Below are 19,367 nucleotides of genomic sequence, written 5' to 3' on the forward strand. Positions count from 1 at the left end.
CAACTGTCCCTTCTCTACCCCTGACGGGCTTCCCGCCACCAGCGCTGCCCGGAGGGCGGCAGCGTGTCGATGGGGTCGTAGTAGTGGTAGGAGCCGCTGTGGGCGTCCGGGTCGGCCGCCTCCAGCGGGGTGAGGTAGCTCTTGCTCCAGTGCGAGACCCCGAGGTCACGGTCGTAGGAGTCGACCTGGTCGACCCACCGTTTGCCGGCCAGCGGTACGTCGCACACGAGGCGCGGGGTGGAGAACCCCGGCAGGTAGCCCATGATCTGACGTTGAATCAGCTGGGCGCGGTGCAACGGCACCCGCCAGTGCTCGGCGTTCGGGATCATGTCGCACATGTAGAAGTAGTACGGAGTGATGCCCGCGTGGTCGACGAGCGCGAAGCACAGGTCGAGCAGGTCGTGCGCGCTGTCGTTGATCCCGCGCATCAACACGCCCTGGTTGCGCACGTCGTGCAGACCGGCGCCCAACAGGGCCCAGGACGCACGCGCCACCGCGGGCGTCACCTGCTGCGCGGCGTTGGCGTGGGTGTGCAGCGCGACGCGCACCCCGCGGGAGCGGGCCTTTCGGGCCAGGCGCTCGATCCCCTCCAGCACCGGAGTGGAGTTCCAGTACTGGGGCAGTCCGATCAGCCCCTTGCTGGCGAGCCGGATGTCGCGGATCGAGTCGATGTCCAGCAGGCCGTCCACGAAGCGTTCGAGCCGCGGCCAGGGCAGGTTGGCGAGGTCGCCCCCGGACACCACCACGTCCCGGATGCCGGGAGAGCCGCGCAGGTGCCCCAGGATCCGCTCGGCCCGGTCGACCGGCTTGAGTTGGAGTTTGTTCTTGGTGACCTGGGGGGTCGAGTTGCCCACCAGGTCCATGCGGGTGCAGTGCCCGCAGTACTGGGGGCAGGTCGACAGCAGTTCCGCCAGCACCTTGGTGGGGTAGCGATGGGTGAGTCCCTCCACCACCCACATGTCCTGCTCGTGCAACGAGTCCCGATCGGCCATCGGGTGCGAGGGCCATTGGGGGTGCCGGTCGGAGAACACCGGCAGCATGTAGCGCCGTACGGGGTCGTCGTAGAAGGCCTTGGTCAGCTCGCCCGGACGGGCCGCCGCGGTGTCGGGCGCGATGGTGTTGAGCATCTGGGGCGGCAGCAGCACCGACATGGTGGCCCGGTGCAGCCGGTCCTGCTCCCAGTCCTCGTAGAACCGCTCGTCGAGCAGGTCGCCGACGACCGCGCGCAGTCCCTTCGCGTCCTTGACGCAGTGGGCGCGCTGCCACTGCGGGTCCGCCCATTCGGCTTCGGTGACCGCCCGCCAGCCGGGCAGACGCCGCCAGTCCGGTTCCACGAGCGGACTGTTCCGGTACTCGTAGACCTCTTCGAGCCCAGCTGACTCCGTCTGGCCGTGTGCTGTGTCCACCAGCCCGCCACCCATTCCCGTCGGTTTCGGCCGTGTCGGCTTACGGGAACCGATCTTGCAGAGCCCCGGCGTTGTACACGAGGGCGTGTTGTACGGGGTGCTCGGGCCCTGTGCCCCTGTACAACATGGCGCCGAAGGCGGATGGTTGTACGGCCAACGAACTGCGGCGATCCTTGACGGCACAACACGTCGCGACAGGAAGCGGAACGTTCGGGGAACGCCCCGGGACGGGCTGTTCGGCGAAGCGGGCCGGCCCACTCCGATCAGGACGAACCCGGTCGCGCGGTGGCCGGATCCATCGGCTGCCGATTGATGGAAATGTCGTTGGCATGTACCAATGTCCGAGAGGTCCGGTGCGGTGTCTTTCGGTTGACTCCGGGCCCTCGAACCGGTCCTCGTCACGGACCCGTGCGCCACTGACCAGGTTGTACGGCATCACAGAACATGCGCTTCGCTCGACACCACTTCACCACCAGGGGAGAAGCATGCCCAGGCCAGAGCGGTTGTTAGACCCCACCGCCGGACCGCTGGAGGAGTTCGCCCACACCCTGCGCGGTCTGCGCAAGCAGGCGGGCAACCCCTCCTACCGGACCATGGCGAAACGCGCCCACTACTCCGTGGCCACCCTTTCGGAGGCGGCGCGCGGACTGCACAAGCCCTCCCTGAAGGTGACGCTCGCCTACGTGACCGCGTGCGGGGGTGATCCGGAGCCGTGGACCCGCCGCTGGTACCGCCTGAGCAGCGAACTGGAGGCGCGCGACAACCCCGCCCGGGGCCAGCCGCGCGGCGCCGGTCGGCCCGCGACCTCCCCCTCGGCCGCGGATCGCCGCCCCGGGCCCGGCGCGTCCCCCGCCGCGGCCCGCCGGGCCGAGCCGCGCGCCGCCGCCCGGGCCGTCGCCCCGCCCGTCGCCGCCGCGCGCCGGCCGGCCGGGGACGCGTTGACCGCCGGCGAGCGGGCGGAACTGCGGCGGCTGCGCAGCGAGGTCGAGCAACTCCGGCACGCCAACGCGGTGCTGAAGGCGGCATCGGCGATCTTCGCCGCGGATCTCCGCACAAACTCACAGGTCGTGTACAACCCGGACGGCCGCCAAGATCCGTAGGCGAGACCGGACGCCGAGCGCCCTGCGGGCCCGAGGCGGAACCGGCGGATCCCGACCGACCTTTGGGGACTGACATGCGTGTGCTCGGAGTCAACGGATGGCCCGGTGCCAGCCACGACGGTGCGGCCTGCCTCGTCGTGGACGGCGAAGTCATCGCCCTGGCCGAAGAGGAACGCTTCACCCGTCACAAGCACGCCTACGGGGAGGCTCCTCTCCACGCCGCCGCGTACTGCCTCGCGCAGGGCGGTCTCACCCTGGACGACATCGATGTCGTCGCCCACGGGTGGGACCTGCCCACCCTCTTCGCGGACCGCGGTCTGGGCTGGTTCGACAACGACGCCGACTGCCTGGAACACCTGCTGCCCAAGGCGCTGTTCCCGCGGTCGCGCGACCCGCGGCTGACCTTCGTCAACCACCACGTCGCCCACGCCGCCAGCGCCTACCTCCTCTCCGGGCGCGACCGCGGCGCGATCCTCGTCCTCGACGGCCAGGGCGAGAACGAGAGCACCACCCTGGCCGTCGGCATCGACGGCGAGATCAAGACGCTGCGCGCCCACTCCCCCGGCTGGTCGCTCGGCTACTTCTACGCCGCCGTCTGCGAGTACGCCGGGCTCGGGTCGGACGCCGCGGGCAAGATGATGGGTCTGGCCTCCTACGGCACCCCCGGCGACCTCACCTTCGGTGGCGCCTTCGCCTTCGCCGACGAGGACTTCAGCATCGGCGTCGTCCCGCCCGACCTGCGCTCCACGGGCACCACGGACGAGGAGACGGCCACCATCCGGTACTGGCTGGAGCACCTGGAGAAGACCCTCCCCGAGGCGCCCAACCGCGGCGTGCGCCGCTTCGACGCCCGCGCCGGCCGGTACGCCACCATCACCGACCGGGACCCCTTCGAGTACCGCGACGTCGCCGCCACCGCGCAGGCCGCCCTGGAGCGGGCCGTCATGGGCCTGGTCCGCGGGCTGCTGCGGGAGACCGGTGAGACCACGCTGCTGATCGCCGGCGGCGTCGGCTTCAACGCCACCCTCAACGGCAAGATCATGCGGATGCCCGAGGTCCGGGACCTCTTCGTCCAGCCCCTCGCCGGGGACCAGGGCGTCTCGCTCGGCGCCGCGGTCCGGGTCGCCGCCCAGGAGGGCGACCGCATCCAACCCATGACGGGCACCGTCGCATGGGGCCCGCAGTGGTCCCCCGACGAGATACGGCACGTCCTGGACGCCTCGGGCACCGCGTACACCGAGCCCGCCGACATCGCCGCCGCCACCGCCGACGTACTGGCCGCGGGCGGGGTCTCCGGCTGGTTCCAGGGCCGGGCCGAGGGCGGCCCCCGGGCGCTGGGCCACCGCAGCCTGGTCGCCGTACCCGATCCCGAGTCCACGCGCGACCGGGTCAACGTACGCATCAAGGACCGCGAGGCGTGGCGCCCGTTCGCCCCGAGCATGCAGGAGGAGGCCGCCGAGGTCCTCATCGGCACCACCACCCCGCTGCCGTACATGATCGTCACCACTCCGGTGACCGAGGCCGGGGCCGCGGCGATGCCCGCCGTCGTGCACAGCGACCGCACGACCCGCCCGCAAACCGTCTCCGCCGCGGTCGACCCGCTCTACCACCGCCTCATCGGCGAGGTCGGCCGGCACACCGGCACCGCCGTCGTGATGAACACCTCCTTCAACGGGCGGGACGAACCGGTCGTGTGCAGCCCCCGCGACGCCCTCGCCACCTTCCACCGGTTGCCCCTGGACGCCCTCGCCGTCGGGCCGTTCCTGGTGCGCCGCCCCTCCGGCCCCCGCGGGGAGGCCGGCGCGTGACCGCCCCGGTAAGCGCGCACACCGCCGAACGGACCCCGGCAGCGGGGCGGTCGGCCCCGCCCACACCGTCCGTCGAGGAGGTCCGCGTCACGCTGGTGGACTGGCTCGCCGAGGCGGTCCTGATCCCCGACGCGGACCTCACCGCACCGCTGCGCGACCTCGGCGTGGACTCGCTCGACCTGATCCGCACCGCCCGCCGCGTCGAGTCGGCCTTCGGCGTACGGGTGCAACTGCGCGAGCTGTTCGCCCCCGGGCTGACGACGGCCGGCCTCGCCGCGCTCGTGGCCGAACGGGCCGCCCAGCGCGGCGCGACCGAGGCCGCGCCGCCCGGCGCCGCCCACGACCCGGTCGTCCTCACCCCCTCCCAGGAACAGGCCTGGGAGGAGCAGACGGGCGAGCGCGGCCAGTGGAACCAGGCCCTCCTGTTCACCACCCGGCCGGACGTCGACCCCGAACGGTTCGCCGAGGCCGTGCGCCGCCTGGTCGCCGGCCACGCGTCGCTGCGCCTCGCCGTCGAGGAGCGCCCGGCCCGCCGGCCCCGTCAGCACACGTCGGCGCTGGCCACCGGCGGCCCCGCGACGGACGCCCTCGGCCCGGTGCTCGACACCGTCGACGTCCGCGCGCTCGCCGACGCGGAGCTGACGGCCGCCGTCACCCTGCGGTGCGCGGCCGAGCAGCGCTCCCTGGACCCGCGGGCCGGACGCGTGGCCCGCTTCGTGCGCTTCGACGCCGGCCCGTCGCGGCCCGGTCGGCTACTGATCGTCGTCCATCAGTTGGCGATCGACATGGTCTCGTGGTCGGTGCTGCTCGCCGATCTGGAGGAGGTGTACACGGCCCTGGAGGAGGGCCGGTCCGACGTGTGGCCGGTCGAGGGCACCTCCTACCCGGAGTGGGCGCGGGCCCTCGCGGCCCACGCCCGCACCCCCGAGGCGCAGGAGCAGGCGCAGTGGTGGACGGAGGTCGCCCGCACTCCCGCCGCCCTGCCCCCGGACCGTCCCGTGGCGGACCCACGGGCCGTGAACACCGCCGCGAGCGCCGCCACCCACCGCGAGGAGTTCCCCGCGGAGCTCACCGCCCGGCTCCACGCGGTGGCCCGCACCCACCGCGCCCACCCGGGCGACCTCGTCCTGCACGCCCTCGGCGAGGTGTTGGCCGAACGCCTCGGCGAACCCGCGGTCCGCGTGGACGTACTGCGCCACGGCCGCGAGGAGACCGTCGGTGACACCCAACTGGCCCGCACCACCGGCTGGTTCACCACCACGGTCCCCGTCCGCCTGGATCTGGCCCCCGGCTCCCCCGCCGAGCGCCTCGCCCGGACCGTGGGCCACCTCGCGGCCCTGCCCGGCGGCGGAGTGGGCCACGGTGCGCTCGCCCGGCACGGCCGGCCCCGGATCGCCGCGGCGCTGCGCGCCGCCCCACCCAGCAACGTCTCCTTCGACTTCGAGGGCGACGACGCCGACGCGCTCCCCCTGGGCACCCTCCTGCCGGACATCGCCCCGGAACCGGTCGGCGACATCACGGCCCCCCACTGGACGCGCCCGCACCCCGTCGAGGTCATCGCCACCACCGACGACGCGAAACTGTGCGTCGAGTGGTGGTACTCCACCGCCCTGTACGGGGAAACGACCGTGCGCGCGCTGGCCACCCGCCACCGGGAGGCCCTCACCGCACTCCTGCACGCCCTGACCGGATCGGACGCCGCCTAGTGCTGGGCCGGAAAGGTCCACCGGGTCGCGGCGCCCGGCACGGCACCTCGCCGCGTTGTCGGACCACGGAAGTACGTCCGGTACGAACCGCGGCCCTCCGCCTCGCGACGCACCGCACCGAACACCGCGACCCGGCAAACCTTTCCCGCCACAGCACCAGGCGGTCACTTCCGGATCTCGCCCGACCCGCGCCGCCCGCCCCGCGCCGCCCGCCCGACCGGCGGGATCCGGGCGCGACGGCCCCAGACCGCCCCCTTCGACCCGGGCACCCCTGCACCACCCCACGGACGGACCGGAAGACTCCTGCCATGACCCTGCCCAGCGTGCTGGACCCCTTCTTCGCCATCGCCCACGCGGATCCGGACCGGCCCGCGGTGATCGACAACGGAGTGACCGTCGGATACGGCCAACTCGCTCGCTGGGCCGGGGCGGTGGCCGACCTGGTGGCCGGCCGAACCCCGCCCGGCGCACCACCGGTGGCCATCCACACGCACCACAGCGTCCGCGACATCGCGGCGGTCCTCGGTACGCTCGCCGCCGGCCGGGGGTACGTCCCGGTCGGCGACGGGCCGGCCGGCCACGCCGACCGGGCCCTGAAGTCCCTCGGTTGCCGGGAGATCATCACCACCGCCGGGACCGATCGGATACCGGCCGTCGACCGGGTCCTTCGACCCAACTGGGGCCGCTCGCACGGTCCGCCGCGCGCGGCCGGCGAGTCCGTACGGCTGCAGGACCCCGCGTACGTGCTGTTCACCTCGGGCTCCACCGGCGCCCCCAAGGCAGCGGTGGTCCCGCACGGGGCGCTGCACGCCGTGCTGCCGCACCTGAGCCGGCAGTACGGCGTCGGGCCCGGCACCGTCGCCCTCAACTTCCACCGGGTGGACGGGGACACCAGCCTGGAGGAGATCCTGCCGACCCTGCTGGCCGGCGGTCTCGTCGTCCTCGACGAGGACAGCGAGGCGGACCTCGACCGGGTCCTGACCGAGCACGAGGTCACCCTCGTCAACCTGCCCGTCGACTACTGGCACCTCTGGACCCGCCACCTGCTGGACACCGGCCGCTCCCTGCCCGGGTCCGTCGAGACCGTCGTGATCGGCGGCGAGGCCGTCCGACCCGACATGCTCGACCGCTGGCGGCGGCTCGGCGCCGACCACGTCGTCCTGCTCAACACCTACGGGTCCACGGAGACCGCGCTGGTCACCCACAGCGCCGTCCTCGCCGGCCCGGGCGCGCCCGCGGACTTCCCCGACGGGCTGCCGATCGGCCGCCCGTTGCCCTCGGTACGCCAGCGCGTCGAGCCGAGGCCGGACGCGCCCCACGGGCCGGGTGAACTCCTGGTGGCGGGACCTCAGTTGGCCACGGGTTACGTCGACGATCCGGTGCGCACCGCCGCCCGGTTCGTCGAGTCCGGGCCGGTGGGCGGCGCCGAGCGGTGGTACCGCACCGGGGACCTCGTCTCCGAGGGCGCCGACGGCTCGCTCGTCTTCCACGGCCGCGTCGACCACCAGGTCAAGATCCGCGGGCACCGGGTGGACCTGTTGGACGTCGAGGGGGCCCTGGGCGCCCTACCGGGGGTGACGGCCGTCGCCGCCGTGGCGCACGACAAGGGTGAGCACACGGTCCTGGTCGCCTTCGTGGTGCCGGCGACCGGGTCGCACGACGTACGGGAGCCCGCCGCGGGCGGGCCGCCCCCGGACCCCGCGGCCGCCGCGGCGGCGCTGCGCGAGCGGCTGCGGGCCACCGTCCCCGGCCCGTTCGTCCCCGACCGGATCCTCGTGGTGCCCGAACTGGCGCACACCCGTACCGGCAAGGTCGACCGCGCGGGCACCCGGGACCGGTACCTGTGAGCAACCGACTCTTCGACGCCTCGGTCGACCCCGCCGACGTGCCCGAGGCGGACGCCCACGGGCCCTGGGCCTACCTGTGGTGGCTGGCCCGGATCCGCCCCTGGCCGATGGTCCTGGCCGCCGTGCTCGGCGCCCTGTGGATGGTCCCCCTCGCCCTGATACCGCTGGTCATCGGGCGGGCCATCGACGAGGCGGGCCGGGCCGACGGGCAGGTCGGGCTGTACCTGTGGGCGCTGCTCACCCTGGGCCTGGGCGTCCTCCAGGCCGTCGCGGGCGCGGGCCTCATCCAGGCCGCCGTCGGCGCCGAGGCGCACGCCCTGTCGGTCACGCACCGCGTACTGATGCGGCAGGTCGTACGGCTCGGCGCGGCCCTGCGCGGCAAGGCCCGCTCGGGGGACGTGGCGGCCTCAGCGGCCGCCGACGTGGAGAGCATCGGCAACGCCTTCGAGGTCGTCGGCCGCACCATCGGGGCGGTCGTCGCCGCCGTCCTGGTGGCGGTGGCCCTCACGGTCACCTCGCCCGTCCTGGGACTCGCCGTACTCATCGGTGTCCCCGCCGCCGTCCTCGGCATCGGCCCCTTGCTGCGGCCGCTCCAGGAGCGCGACGAGGCGCAGCGCGAGCAGATGGGCATCGCCACCTCCCAGGCCGGCGACATCGTGGCCGGCCTGCGCATCCTGCGCGGCATCGGCGGCGAGGCCGGTTTCGCCGAGGGGTTCAGGCGCACCAGTCAGCAGGTGCGGCGGGCCGGTGAGTCGGCGGGCCGGATGGAGGCCTGGCTCCAGGCGGCCGGCGTGCTCCTGCCCGGGCTGGTCACCGTCGGCATCGTCTGGCTGGGCGCCCGACTCGCGCTGGAGGGGACCATCACCGCCGGTGAACTCATCGCGTTCTACGGCGCGTCCGCCTTCCTCACCCTTCCGGTCAGCACCGCCACCGAGGCCGCCGAGACCCTCAGCCTCGCCAAGGTCGCCGCCGGCCGCGTCTGCGCCCTGCTGCGGCTGACCCCCGACACCGTCCGACCGGCCCGGCCCGAACCGTTGCCGGCCGGCGCCCTCGCGGTGGTCGACGCGGACACCGGGATCACCGCCGCCGCCGGTCGCCTCACCGTGGTCACCGCGCCCGCCGACCGCACCGGCGAGCTGGCCGACCGGCTGAGCCGGCCCGGCGCCGGCGGCGCGGAGACCGTCCTGCTGGGCGGGGTACCCCTGGAGCGGGCCGATCCCGACGAGTTGGCCGCCCGGTCGCTGCGTTCGGGCCCCGCCGACGTCCTGTTCAGCGGCACCGTCCGGGAGGAGCTGACGGCCGGGTCCGCCCGGTCCCGCGAAGCCGTGGCCCGGGCCCTGTTCGCGGCCGACGCCGCCGACGTCGTCGACGCGTTGCCCGGGGGCCCGGACGCCTGGCTGGACGAGGGGGGCCGCACCCTGTCCGGTGGGCAGCGCCAGCGGCTGGTCCTCGCCCGTGCCCTGCTCGCGGCCACCGACCTGCTGGTCCTGGAGGATCCCACCGCCTCCGTCGACGCCCACACCGAGGCCCGGATCGTCGACCGGGTCGCCGCCCTGCGCGCCGGCCGGACCACGGTGGTCTTCAGCGACAGCCCACTGTGGCGGGGCGCCGCCGACCACGTGGTCCGCCTCGACGCCGAGCCCGCCCCCGGCGGCCCCGACCGCTCCACGGGAGTGCCCTCATGACCACCACCCCCGTCCGGGCGCCCGCTCCGGGTCCCGACACCGGCCCGGAGCCCGTCGCCGCACCCGGTGGCGCCGGCCGGCTGCCGCTCGCCGACCGGGCCGAGGTCCGCGCCTGGATCCGCGTCTTCCTCCGGGGCGAGGCCCGCCGACTGGCGCTGACCTTCGCCCTGTTCGCCGCCGCCCTGGTGGCCGGCCTGGTCGGACCCCGCCTGCTCGGGCACCTCGTCGAATCCGTCAAGAACGGCACCACCACCGGCCGGGTCGACGTCCTGGCCCTCGCCTTCGTCGCCATCCTGCTCGGGCACGCGCTGCTCGCCCGCGCCGCCCGCACCCGGGCCACCCTGCTCGGCGAACGGGTCCTCGCCCGTACCCGGGAGAACTTCGTCGGCCGGATCCTCGGGCTGCCGCTGTCCGAGGTGGAGGCGGTCGGTACGGGTGACCTGCTCAGCCGCGCCACCACCGACGCCGACCGGCTGAACGAGAGCATCCGGCAGGCCGTGCCCCGCATCGCGCTGGCCGCCGTCACCCTGGTCTTCACCTTCGCGGCCATCCTGCTCACCTCGCCGCTGCTCGCCCTCGGACTGCTGGCCGGCGTACCGTTCGCCGCGCTGTCGACGTGGTGGTACCGGCCGCGCGCGACCCGCGCGTACGAGCGCCTCCTCGCCCAGGAGGCCGACGTGCTGGCCGTCACCCACGAGAGCGCGCGCGGCGCCGCCACCGTCGAGGCCCTCGGGTTGGGCGCACGCCAGCTCCGGCGCCACGGCGCGGCCGTGGACCGGGTGGTGCGCACCCGACAGCGCACCACCTGGCTGCAGGCCATCTGGTTCCCGAGCCTGGACCTGGCCACGATGGTCCCGATGGCGCTCACCCTCCTCATCGGCGGGCTCGCCTACCAGCGCGGCGAGGTGGGACTGGCGGAGTTGACCGCCGTCGTGCTGTACGTCCAGGCCCTCGGCGAGCCGCTGAACGACCTGCTGACCTGGACCGACGAACTCCAGATCGGCAACGCCGCGCTCCGGCGCATCCTCGGTGTCGAGCGCCTGCCCCGCGAGGTGCGGCAGCCGCCGGCGGACGTCGACGGCCACGCCATCAGCCTGGCGGGGGTCGACTTCGGCTACGGACCGGGCCGCCAGGTCCTCACCGGCATCGACCTCGAAGTCGCCGCCGGTGAACGCCTGGTGGTCGTGGGGGCTTCCGGCGCGGGCAAGTCCACCCTCGGCAAGGTGCTCGCGGGCGTGCACCACGCCACCCGCGGGACGGTACGGATCGGCGGCGCCGACCTCACCACCCTGCCGGTGGAGCAACTGCGGCGGGAGATCGTGCTCGTCACGCAGGAGCAGCACGTGTTCACCGGGACGGTACGGGACAACCTGCTGCTGGCGTACGACGACGCCGGGGCCGGCGACGCGGAGGACGCGCGGCTGTGGCAGGCGCTGGAGACCGTACTCCTCGCGGACTGGGTCCGCTCCCTACCGGACGGGCTGGACAGCGGAATCGGGCCGGGCGCGGCCCTGGTGTCCCCGTCGCACGCCCAGCAACTGGCCCTGGCCCGACTGCTGTTGTCGGACCCGTACGCGCTGGTTCTCGACGAGGCCACCGCGCTGCTGGACTCCTCCGCCTCGCGCCGGGTCGAGCGTTCGCTCGCCGCGCTGATCGAGGGGCGCACGGTCATCTCGATCGTGCACCGTCTGGAGTCCGTGCGCGACGCCGACCGGATCGCGGTCATGGACGGCGGCCGGATCGTCGAGCTGGGCAGTCATGACGAGCTGTTGTCGGCCGACGGGGCCTACGCGGCGCTGTGGCGCTCCTGGGACGCGGCGCGCCGCACCTGAGGCCGGCCGCCGGGGCGCGCTCAGCGCGCGGCTGCGGGGGCCCACTGCCGGAGCAGTTCGTCGGTGGTGACGACGGACGCGACGAGGACGAGCGAGTTGCGGATCACCTCGTCGGTACAGGAGGCGGGCACGCCCGCGATGGCGTCCGCCGGCACGACCACCCGGTAGCCGAGGTTCACGGCGTCGAAGACGGTGTTCGGGATCGCGATGTTGGAGGAGACGCCGGTCACGACGAGGGTGCGGATGCCGACGTTGCGCAGCAGCGCGTCGAGGTCGGTACCGGCCATCGGGGACAGTCCGTGCAGCCGGCGCACCATCAGGTCCTGCTCGGCCACCACGATCGGGGGCGCGATCTCCACCGCCCGGGTGCCCGACAGTTGGCGCACGGGTAGTTTCCCGGCGGCGCGGAACAGCCGCGCGTTGGCATTGGCCCCGCGCCCGTCCGGCCGCCGTTCGGCGACCGCGTGCACCACCTGTACGCCGGCCCGGCGCGCGGCGTCGGCCAGCGCGGCGACCCGGTCCAGCATGCCGGAGTCCCGTGCCGCCTTGGCCAGTTCGGGCAGGGCGCTCTCCTCGCCGACGACGCCGTTCTGGCATTCGACGGTGAGCAGCGCGGTGGTGGCGGGATCGAGATCCGGCATGGCTCCCCCTGGTGCGGCGGCGTGAGAGCCCCCATGATTCCTGACACGTAGTCAGATGTGAAGGGACGTGGGCGGATGGACGGCACCCAACGGCGGGGACGCCGCATCATGATGACCGACGGGGAGGTGGACGCCTTCCTGCGCGAGCAGCGGACCTGCCGGGTGGCCACGGTCTCCCCCGACGGGCGCCCGCACGTGGGCGCGCTGTGGTTCGTCTGGGACGGCACGTCGCTGTGGCTGTACTCGATCACCCGCAGTCGGCGCTGGTCCGACCTGCGGGCGGATCCGCGGGTGTCGGTGGTCGTCGACTCCGGGGAGTCCTACGACGAGCTGCGCGGGGTGGAGCTGTCCGGCAGCGTCGTCTTCGTCGGTGAGGCGCCCCGGACCGGGGAGCCCTGCCCGGAACTGGCCGGTGCGGAGCGGCTCTTCCCGGTGAAGAACTTCGGGATCGAGGACATGCCGCACGACGGCCGGCACGCCTGGATCCGGCTCACCCCGGACTCGGTGGTGTCATGGGACTTCCGCAAGATCTGACGGCGCGGGCGCCCGCTCCGGGAGCGCGGGCCATCACCCGACACCGGCCGCCGCCTCGTGCAGCGCCTCGACCGCGGCCCGGATCGAGGGCCTGCGGCCGGCGTCGGTCCGCCAGACGGCGTACACGTGGCGGCGTACGGTGTCGCCGACGGGGAGCAGCCTGACGCCGGGCGGTACGGGACCGCGGCCCAACCTGGGGGTCACGCACACACCCAACCCGGCTTCCACGAAGGCCAACTGGGTGTGGTGTTCCTCGGCGATGTGGCGGATGCGGGGCTCGACGCCGACCCCCCGCAACGTGAAGACCAGCCACTCGTGACAGAACTGCCCCTCGTTCCAGGAGATCCAGTCGTCGTCGGCGCACTCGGCCAGTGAGATGTCGGCGCGATCGGCGAGCGGATGGCCTGCCGGGACCGCGATGTCGACGCCGTCGTCCAGGAGATGGGTTCGGGTCAGCTCGCCGGGCACCGGCATGCGCTTGTTGTGCCAATCGATGGCCAGGGCCATGTCGAGGTCCCCGCGCACGACGGCGGCCATGCTGTCCTCGGGCTCCCGTTCCCGTACGAGGACCCGCAGTTCGGGATGGCCCTCGCGCAGGGAGGTCAGGGCGCGGGGCAGCAGTCCGCGCATGGCCGTGGGGAAGGCCCCGATCCGCAACTCTCCGACCGCGCAGCCCCGTTGGGCCTCCACATCGGCCTGGGCACGTTCCACCTGGGAGATGATCCGGGCCGCGTGCCCCGCCAGCAGCCGTCCGGCGTCCGTGAGCCGCACCCCGCGCCCGTTCTTGGTCAGCAGGGGCTGACCGACCTCCCGCTCCAACTTGGCCATCTGTTGGGAGACGGCGGAGGTGGTCACGTGGAGACCACCGGCGGCCCCGCTGACGGATCCATGGCGGGCGAGGGCGTCGAGGGTGCGCAGGCGCTCCAGGTTCAACATGTAAGCGATGCTACGTCGTCGCTCCCAAGAAATCTCGCTTGTCCTACGAGGTCGGGCGCTGGAGAGTAAGCCGCATGAGCGCACCCGCCCCTTCCCGCCCCGCCCTTCCTCCCTCCGCCACCCCGGCGCCGGCCGCGACGCCCGCCGGCCGACCGCGCGCCGCCGGCTCCGGGCTGGACTGGCGGCTGCGCTTCGTCCTCCTCTCGGTGATCTGGGGCTTCAGCTTCCTCCTGATCAAGGTGGGCACGCAGGGCTACGCCCCCTTCCACGTCGCGCTCGGCCGGGTGTTCTTCGGGGCGCTGGCGCTGCTCGCGGTACTGCTGGTGCGCCGCGAGCCGCTGCCCCGGACGGCGCGCACCTGGGCGCACCTCACGGTGGCGGCGCTGCTGCTGAACTCCGCCCCGTTCTCGCTCTTCGCCTACGCCGAACTCAGCATCCCGTCGAGCCTGGCAGGCATCTGCAACGCCACCTCCCCGCTGTGGGGCATGGCCCTGTCCCTGGTCGCCCTCTCCGAGGACCGCCCGACGCGACGCCGCTTCGCCGGGCTGGGCCTGGGCTTCCTCGGCGTCCTGACCGTGCTCGGCGCCTGGCAGGGCTTCGCCGGGATCGACGCCAAGGGCACGGCGCTCGCCCTGCTCGCGGCGCTCTGCTACCCGATCGGCTGGATCTGGGTACGCCGTACGCTGGCCTCCGTTCCGGGCTCACCGGTGGCGCTCACCGGAGCCCAACTGTTGATCTCGACCGTCCAACTGGCCGCCGTCAGCGCGATGTTCACCTCGGCGCCGGTCTCGTTCCCGCTGTGGCCGACACTGTCCGTGATCGCCCTGGGCGCCCTCGGCACGGGCATGGCCCTGCAGATGCAGTACCAGTTGGTGACAGAGGTGGGCCCGACCACGGCCCAGATGGTCACCTACTTCATCCCGGTGATCGCGACCACGGCGGGCGTCCTCGTCCTCGGCGAGCAGCTGCACTGGAACACCCCGGTCGGCGCGGCCGTCGTGCTGGCCGGCGCCGCCCTCACCCAGGCCCGCCCGAGGACCCCCGGTCCGAAGGCCCCCCGCCCGCAGGGGGCCCGTCGGGCGGCCCTACCCTGGCGGCGATGATCACCGTACGTCTCTCCGGGGGAACACCGTGAGCCCAGCCCTCGCCCTGTTCGTCATCGGTTCCGTCACGCTCGCCTGCGGAACCTGGGTGGCCACGAACCTGCGCGGCTCCGCCGACGCCCTGGCGCGGCGGGCGGCGGCCGCCGGCGAGCTGTCGACGCCCGCGCGCGGTGAACCGGGCCCGCCCGCGCGGATCATGTCCCCCGGGGTCTACCGCTTCCTGGGCGGGATCATCGGCGCCTGCGGCTTCCTCTTCCTGGTGGTATCCCTGGTCGAACACGCGAGTTGAGGGGCCTCCCCGGGCGGGGCGGCCCCCGTTTCAGTCCCGGCGCCCGCCGAGTACGGGACGTACCGCCGACGCCACCGCGTCGGCCAGTACGGGCACTTCGGCCGGCGTGAGCCCGGAGACGGTGATCCGGACCGCGGGCCCCGATTCCACCCGGAACCGGGCTCCCGCCGTCACCGCCCAGCCCGCCGTCAACAGCCGCGTCACCACGGCCGTCTCGTCGGACACCGGCACCCACACGTTCATCCCGCTGCGCCCGTGCGCCCGTACCCCCCGCTCCGCGAGCGCGGCGACCAGCGCGTCCCGTCGGGTCGCGTACGAGCGGGCCACCACAGCCGGGTCGACGGCGCCGGTGGCCCACAGTTCCACCACGGCGTACTGGAGCAGTCGGCTCACCCACCCCGGGCCCAGCCCCTGCCGACCGCGCACCCGGTCCATCGTCACCGTGTCACCGGTCAGCACGGCCAACCGCAGGTCCGGGCCGTACGCCTTCGACGTGGAGCGGATCAGCGCCCAGTGCCGGGTGGCGCCGCTCAGCGCGCACAGCGGCAGGTCCACGATCCCGTGACCGTGGTCGTCGTCGATGACCAGCACGTCGGGGTGGCCCGCCAGCAACTCCCGCAGGACCGCGGCCCGCCCCGCGTCGACCACCGCCCCCGTCGGGTTCTGCGCTCGGGCCGTCACCACCAGGGCCCGGGCCCCTTCGGCCAGCGCCCGGGCCACCGCGTCCGGCAGCGGACCGTCGTCGTCGACGGCGACCGGGAGCACCCGCAGCCCCAGCGCGGGGGCGAGGTCGAGCACGCTCCCCCAGCCCGGGTCCTCCACGGCCACCGCGTCGCCGGGCCGCAGGTGGGCGGCCAGCACCCGCTCGATGCCGTCCAGCGCACCCGAGGTCACGGCCATGGCCCCGGCCGGGACGCCGTCCGCCTCGAACCCGGCCCGGGCGACGCGCGCCAGTTCCGGGACCACGGGGTCCTGCCCGTACAGGGTCGGCTCCTGCGCGTACCGCCGGGCGGCCGCCGCGAGCGGCCCGTCCAGCGCGGGCAGCAGGGACACGTCGGGGTTGCCCTGGGCGGCGTCCCGCACCCCCTCGGGCACGACCATCCGCAACGAGCTCCGGGGGGCGGTGGCCGGCCGCCGGCGCACCCGGCTGCCGCGCCGGCCGTCCGTCTCGATGACTCCGCGTTCGCGCAGCGTCCGGTACGCGGCGGCCACGGTGTTGGGGTTCACCCCCAACTCACCGGCCAACTCCCGCATCGCCGGCAACAGCGCCCCCGGCTCCAGGGCGCCCGATCCGACGCCCGCTTCGACACTGGCCGCGATTTCCGATGCGCGACGCCCACTGATCCGATACTCTCCTAGCACAAACAACATTATGCACTAGTACAACGGAGTTCGCACCATGACCACCACGCCCGCCGCCTACGAGCCCACCGACCGCACCGTCCCCAGCCGCTCCCGCGACCGGGCGCGCTACGACCGGGAGACCGTGTACTCGATACTCGACCAGGCCTACGTCTGCCACCTCGGGTTCATCCGGGACGGCGCGCCCGTGGTCCTGCCCACCCTCTTCGGACGGGTCGGCGACACCCTGTACGTCCACGGCTCCACGGGCTCCCGGCCGCTGCTCGCCGCGGGCAAGGCCGACCCGGGCCTGCCGGTCTGCCTGACGGTGACCCACGTCGACGGCCTCGTGCTGGCCCGCTCGGCCTTCCACCACTCCCTCAACTACCGCTCGGTGGTCGTCCACGGCACCGCCCACCAGGTCACCGACGAGGCCGAGTGCCGGATGGCGTTGGACGCCCTGGTCGACCACGTGGTTCCCGGCCGCTCCGCCGACTCGCGGCCCGCGAACGCCCGGGAACTGGCCGCCACGGCCGTGATCCGGCTGGACCTGGAGGAGGTCTCGGCGAAGCTGCGCACCGGCGGCCCGAACGACGACGCCGAGGACCTGGACCTGCCGTTCTGGTCGGGCGTGGTCCCGGTCGCCCCGGCGTACGGGACGCCGGTCCCGGCGGCCGATCTGGCCCCCGGCATCGCCGCGCCGGACTACCTCGCCGCGCTCTGAACCTCCGGGGCGGACCGGATCTCCACCGGCTCGCCCCCGGGTCCGCCCGCCTCGCCCCCTTCGCGCACGGGTCCGCCCGCCTCGCCCCCTTCGCCCCCGGGTCCGGCCGCCTCGCCCCCTTCGCCCCCGGGTCCGGCCGCCTCGCCCACGGGCACGCGCGTCCCGCGCGCCCCGCGCGCCTCGGCCCCGATCAGCGCGCCGACGGCCGCGAGGAGCAGCACGGTGCCCAGCACCACGGCCCCGGTCAGTCGCTCCCCGAGCAGCCCGACCGCGATCGCCGCCGCGCTCACCGGCTCGATCAGCATGATCACCGACACCGTCGCGGCCCGCACCGACGCGGCGCCGGTGAAGTAGAGCGCGTACGCCAGCGCCGTCGGCACGGTGGCGACGTACACCAGCAGCCACAGCACCCGCGCCGGGTCCGCGGTGTGCGGCACCAGCCCCTCCACCACGGCGAGCGGCAGCAGGCACACCGTGCCCACCCCGACCGACCACGCGGTGGTGACGAGCGGGTCCCCGCCCTCCCCGCGCCGCCCGAGCAGGCGCGCCCGCAGCGTCATCGCCGCGTAGCCGGCGGCCGAGAGCAGCGCCCAGAACACCCCGAGCGGCCGCACCTCCCCGCCGCCGGAGCCCAGCACGAGCACGGCCAGTCCGGCGAGCGCGCCGCCGACGGCGGCCGCTCCGCCCCGGCCCAGCCGCTCGCCCGTCCAGTACCGGCCGCCGAGCGCGATCAGTACGGGCCCCGCGCCCAGGGTCACGACGGTGCCGACGGCCAGGCCGGTCTCCCGCACGGCGCCGAAGTACGCGGCCTGGAACAGGGTGAACAGCAGGCCGGTCCCGATGAGCGAAGGGACGGACGGCCGGCCCGCCTCCTCCCGGCCGCCTGCGGGGCGACGTACGGCACCGGAGCGGCGCAGGGCTCCGGCGCGACGTACGGCACCGGAGCGGCGCAGGGCTCCGGCGCGACGTACGGCGAGCACCGCCAGCAGCACGACGAGCCCGCCCGCGCACCGCCAGAAGGACAGGGCGAGCGGACCGAGGTCACTGGCCAGGAAGAGGAGTGAGGCGGCGGCCCCGGCGGTGCCCCAGGCGACTCCGGCGACGACGAGGTACAGCAGATCGCGCCCTGAAGCGGGCGAATGGTTCGACACGTGGATCTCCGCGCATGCGTGAAGTGAAGGATGAGAGGAACGGTCATCACTTCGCGGGCAGCACGAACCCGCCCCGGGCCGTCGAAGGGCGGCCGGGACGGGTGGTCCTCAAGGGAGCGGCCACCCGCGCCAGATCCTGCGCGGAAATCTCTGCGGACACCCGCACGACGGGCGGGATCCACGAGAGCGTCCGGACAGGACCTAGGCGGCGGGAGGCGGAAGTACGGTCAAAGGCATGGTGCGTACCCTACGCGGTCCGCCTGCGGCCCGACCGGATCGGCGGCCCGCCACCGCGTCACACCCGGGTGTGCTCCGGGTCGAGCACGGCGGGATCGACCGCGGCCGGCGGCGTCGGCCGGGCGGACTGCGCGATGAAGGCACCGCTCAGCACCAGCGCCCCGCCGATGATCTGCGGCAGCGAGAGGTGTTCGCCCAGCAGCACCCACGCGAGGACGGTGGCGATGACGGCCTCCAGGCACGCCACCACGCCCGCCACCTGCGGGGACAGCTTGCGCACCGACACCACTCCGGTGACGTACGCGAAGACGGTGGCGACCAGCACCACCCAGCCGAGCAGCGCGTACGCGGGCACCACGAGGTCGTCGAGGGAGGCGTACCCGCTCAGCACCCCCCAGTCCATCCGCCACGGTCGGGCGATCACGGTCATCACCAGGGTCCCGATGATCATTCCGTACGCGATCACGCCCATCGGGTCGGGCACGTCCTCCCCGTCCGCGCCCTGGTCCGCGAAGACGAAGTAGAAGGCCTGGCAGCAGGCGGCGGCGAGACCGAGCAGCACGCCGAGCGGGTCCAGGCTCAGACCGGACCAGATCTCGACGACGCAGGCCAGACCGACGACGGCCACCGCCGCCCCCGCCGCGGCCGCCCGGGTCACGGGCTTGCGCTGGACGAAGCGGATCCAGCCGAGCAGCAGGGCCGGCCCCAGGTACTCCAGGAGCAGGGCCACGCCGACGGGAATCCGGGACAGGGAGGCGAAGTAGAACGCCTGCACACCGGCGACGGCGATCAGCCCGAAGCCGGCGAGCAGCAGCGGCTTGCGCCGGACGAGATCGCGGTGCCGCCAGGCCAGCGGGGACAGCACCAACGCCGCCCCGGCCACCCTGAGCCAGACCACGTGCAGCGGGTCCAGACCCGCCTCGATCAGCGGCTTCGCCGCGACCCCCGAACCACCGAACGCACACGCCGAGACGAGGGCCAGGCCCAGTCCGGCGTTCTTCCCTGACGCTTGCATCGGGCCATCATG

16 protein-coding genes are annotated in these 19,367 nt (G+C 74.2%); 10 read left to right on the top strand and 6 right to left on the bottom strand.

Features of this window, described 5'->3' with window-relative positions; genetic code table 11:
* Positions 1-14 precede the first annotated feature (14 nt).
* Positions 15-1,406 carry a lysine 2,3-aminomutase gene (locus AB0D46_RS21515; RefSeq protein ID WP_362879608.1) on the bottom strand — a complete coding sequence of 464 codons (1,392 nt, stop codon included), beginning with the start codon at positions 1,404-1,406 and terminating at the stop codon, positions 15-17.
* 485 nt (positions 1,407-1,891) lie between these two features.
* Here AB0D46_RS21515 and AB0D46_RS21520 point away from each other — a divergent pair, with 485 nt between their 5' ends.
* The 6 genes from AB0D46_RS21520 to AB0D46_RS21545 all read left to right on the top strand — a co-directional run bounded on the left by AB0D46_RS21520 (position 1,892) and on the right by AB0D46_RS21545 (position 11,384).
* Entirely contained in the window at positions 1,892-2,506 is a 615-nt protein-coding gene (locus AB0D46_RS21520) for a helix-turn-helix transcriptional regulator (RefSeq protein WP_362879610.1), read from the top strand.
* A gap of 74 nt (positions 2,507-2,580) precedes the next feature.
* Positions 2,581-4,314: a carbamoyltransferase C-terminal domain-containing protein gene (locus tag AB0D46_RS21525; RefSeq protein WP_362879611.1), complete on the top strand. Its 1,734-nt coding sequence runs from the start codon at positions 2,581-2,583 to the stop codon at positions 4,312-4,314.
* On the top strand, positions 4,311-6,020 hold the full coding sequence (locus AB0D46_RS21530; RefSeq protein WP_362879613.1) for a condensation domain-containing protein: 1,710 nt from the start codon (positions 4,311-4,313) through the stop codon (positions 6,018-6,020). The genes AB0D46_RS21525 and AB0D46_RS21530 overlap by 4 nt, the downstream gene beginning before the upstream one ends.
* A gap of 308 nt (positions 6,021-6,328) precedes the next feature.
* Entirely contained in the window at positions 6,329-7,867 is a 1,539-nt protein-coding gene (locus AB0D46_RS21535) for an AMP-binding protein (RefSeq protein WP_362879615.1), read from the top strand.
* Positions 7,864-9,552, top strand: coding sequence for an ABC transporter ATP-binding protein (locus AB0D46_RS21540; RefSeq protein WP_362879616.1), 1,689 nt, complete (start codon positions 7,864-7,866; stop codon positions 9,550-9,552). Before AB0D46_RS21535 ends, AB0D46_RS21540 begins: the two co-directional genes overlap by 4 nt.
* Positions 9,549-11,384, top strand: coding sequence for an ABC transporter ATP-binding protein (locus AB0D46_RS21545; protein WP_362879618.1), 1,836 nt, complete (start codon positions 9,549-9,551; stop codon positions 11,382-11,384). The genes AB0D46_RS21540 and AB0D46_RS21545 overlap by 4 nt, the downstream gene beginning before the upstream one ends.
* A 20-nt stretch (positions 11,385-11,404) precedes the next feature.
* Here the strand turns inward: AB0D46_RS21545 and AB0D46_RS21550 are convergent, their stop codons facing one another.
* A complete protein-coding gene (locus tag AB0D46_RS21550) occupies positions 11,405-12,025 on the bottom strand; it encodes a cysteine hydrolase (RefSeq protein ID WP_362879620.1) in 621 nt (206 codons plus the stop codon).
* Positions 12,026-12,100: 75 nt separating this feature from the next.
* On the opposite strand from AB0D46_RS21550, the gene AB0D46_RS21555 reads away from it, so the two are divergent.
* Positions 12,101-12,559: a pyridoxamine 5'-phosphate oxidase family protein gene (locus AB0D46_RS21555; RefSeq protein ID WP_362879621.1), complete on the top strand. Its 459-nt coding sequence runs from the start codon at positions 12,101-12,103 to the stop codon at positions 12,557-12,559.
* Positions 12,560-12,592: 33 nt separating this feature from the next.
* Here AB0D46_RS21555 and AB0D46_RS21560 read toward each other — a convergent pair whose 3' ends face one another.
* Entirely contained in the window at positions 12,593-13,495 is a 903-nt protein-coding gene (locus AB0D46_RS21560; protein ID WP_362879623.1) for a LysR family transcriptional regulator, read from the bottom strand.
* Between the two features lie 74 nt (positions 13,496-13,569).
* Between AB0D46_RS21560 and AB0D46_RS21565 the strand changes: the two genes are divergently transcribed.
* Positions 13,570-14,598, top strand: a complete 1,029-nt coding sequence (locus AB0D46_RS21565) for a DMT family transporter (RefSeq protein ID WP_362879624.1) — start codon at positions 13,570-13,572, stop codon at positions 14,596-14,598.
* 28 nt (positions 14,599-14,626) lie between these two features.
* Positions 14,627-14,887, top strand: a complete 261-nt coding sequence (locus AB0D46_RS21570; protein WP_362879626.1) for a hypothetical protein — start codon at positions 14,627-14,629, stop codon at positions 14,885-14,887.
* A 30-nt stretch (positions 14,888-14,917) separates the two neighbouring features.
* Here AB0D46_RS21570 and AB0D46_RS21575 read toward each other — a convergent pair whose 3' ends face one another.
* Positions 14,918-16,258, bottom strand: a complete 1,341-nt coding sequence (locus AB0D46_RS21575; RefSeq protein WP_362879628.1) for an aminotransferase class I/II-fold pyridoxal phosphate-dependent enzyme — start codon at positions 16,256-16,258, stop codon at positions 14,918-14,920.
* Between the two features lie 28 nt (positions 16,259-16,286).
* On the opposite strand from AB0D46_RS21575, the gene AB0D46_RS21580 reads away from it, so the two are divergent.
* Positions 16,287-16,952, top strand: coding sequence for a pyridoxamine 5'-phosphate oxidase family protein (locus AB0D46_RS21580; RefSeq protein WP_362879629.1), 666 nt, complete (start codon positions 16,287-16,289; stop codon positions 16,950-16,952).
* Here AB0D46_RS21580 and AB0D46_RS21585 read toward each other — a convergent pair.
* The gene (locus tag AB0D46_RS21585) at positions 16,934-18,103 is read right to left on the bottom strand and encodes a DMT family transporter (protein ID WP_362879631.1); all 1,170 of its coding nucleotides are present in this window, start codon (positions 18,101-18,103) and stop codon (positions 16,934-16,936) included. The genes AB0D46_RS21580 and AB0D46_RS21585 overlap by 19 nt on opposite strands.
* A gap of 295 nt (positions 18,104-18,398) precedes the next feature.
* A complete protein-coding gene (locus AB0D46_RS21590; protein ID WP_362879633.1) occupies positions 18,399-19,355 on the bottom strand; it encodes an EamA family transporter in 957 nt (318 codons plus the stop codon).
* Positions 19,356-19,367: the final 12 nt, after the last annotated feature.

The organism is Streptomyces sp. NPDC048383 (assembly GCF_040651775.1).
GTDB lineage: Bacteria > Actinomycetota > Actinomycetes > Streptomycetales > Streptomycetaceae > Streptomyces.

What these genes read in the sequence shown, in the direction of transcription:
- AB0D46_RS21520 (WP_362879610.1), top strand. Translation starts at nt 1,892, where the DNA reads ATGCCCAGGCCAGAGCGGTTGTTAGACCCCACCGCCGGACCGCTGGAG.
- AB0D46_RS21525 (WP_362879611.1), top strand. Translation starts at nt 2,581, where the DNA reads ATGCGTGTGCTCGGAGTCAACGGATGGCCCGGTGCCAGCCACGACGGT.
- AB0D46_RS21535 (WP_362879615.1), top strand. Translation starts at nt 6,329, where the DNA reads ATGACCCTGCCCAGCGTGCTGGACCCCTTCTTCGCCATCGCCCACGCG.
- AB0D46_RS21545 (WP_362879618.1), top strand. Translation starts at nt 9,549, where the DNA reads ATGACCACCACCCCCGTCCGGGCGCCCGCTCCGGGTCCCGACACCGGC.
- AB0D46_RS21550 (WP_362879620.1), bottom strand. Translation starts at nt 12,025, where the DNA reads ATGCCGGATCTCGATCCCGCCACCACCGCGCTGCTCACCGTCGAATGC.
- AB0D46_RS21555 (WP_362879621.1), top strand. Translation starts at nt 12,101, where the DNA reads ATGGACGGCACCCAACGGCGGGGACGCCGCATCATGATGACCGACGGG.
- AB0D46_RS21560 (WP_362879623.1), bottom strand. Translation starts at nt 13,495, where the DNA reads ATGTTGAACCTGGAGCGCCTGCGCACCCTCGACGCCCTCGCCCGCCAT.
- AB0D46_RS21565 (WP_362879624.1), top strand. Translation starts at nt 13,570, where the DNA reads ATGAGCGCACCCGCCCCTTCCCGCCCCGCCCTTCCTCCCTCCGCCACC.
- AB0D46_RS21575 (WP_362879628.1), bottom strand. Translation starts at nt 16,258, where the DNA reads ATGTTGTTTGTGCTAGGAGAGTATCGGATCAGTGGGCGTCGCGCATCG.
- AB0D46_RS21580 (WP_362879629.1), top strand. Translation starts at nt 16,287, where the DNA reads ATGACCACCACGCCCGCCGCCTACGAGCCCACCGACCGCACCGTCCCC.
- AB0D46_RS21590 (WP_362879633.1), bottom strand. Translation starts at nt 19,355, where the DNA reads ATGCAAGCGTCAGGGAAGAACGCCGGACTGGGCCTGGCCCTCGTCTCG.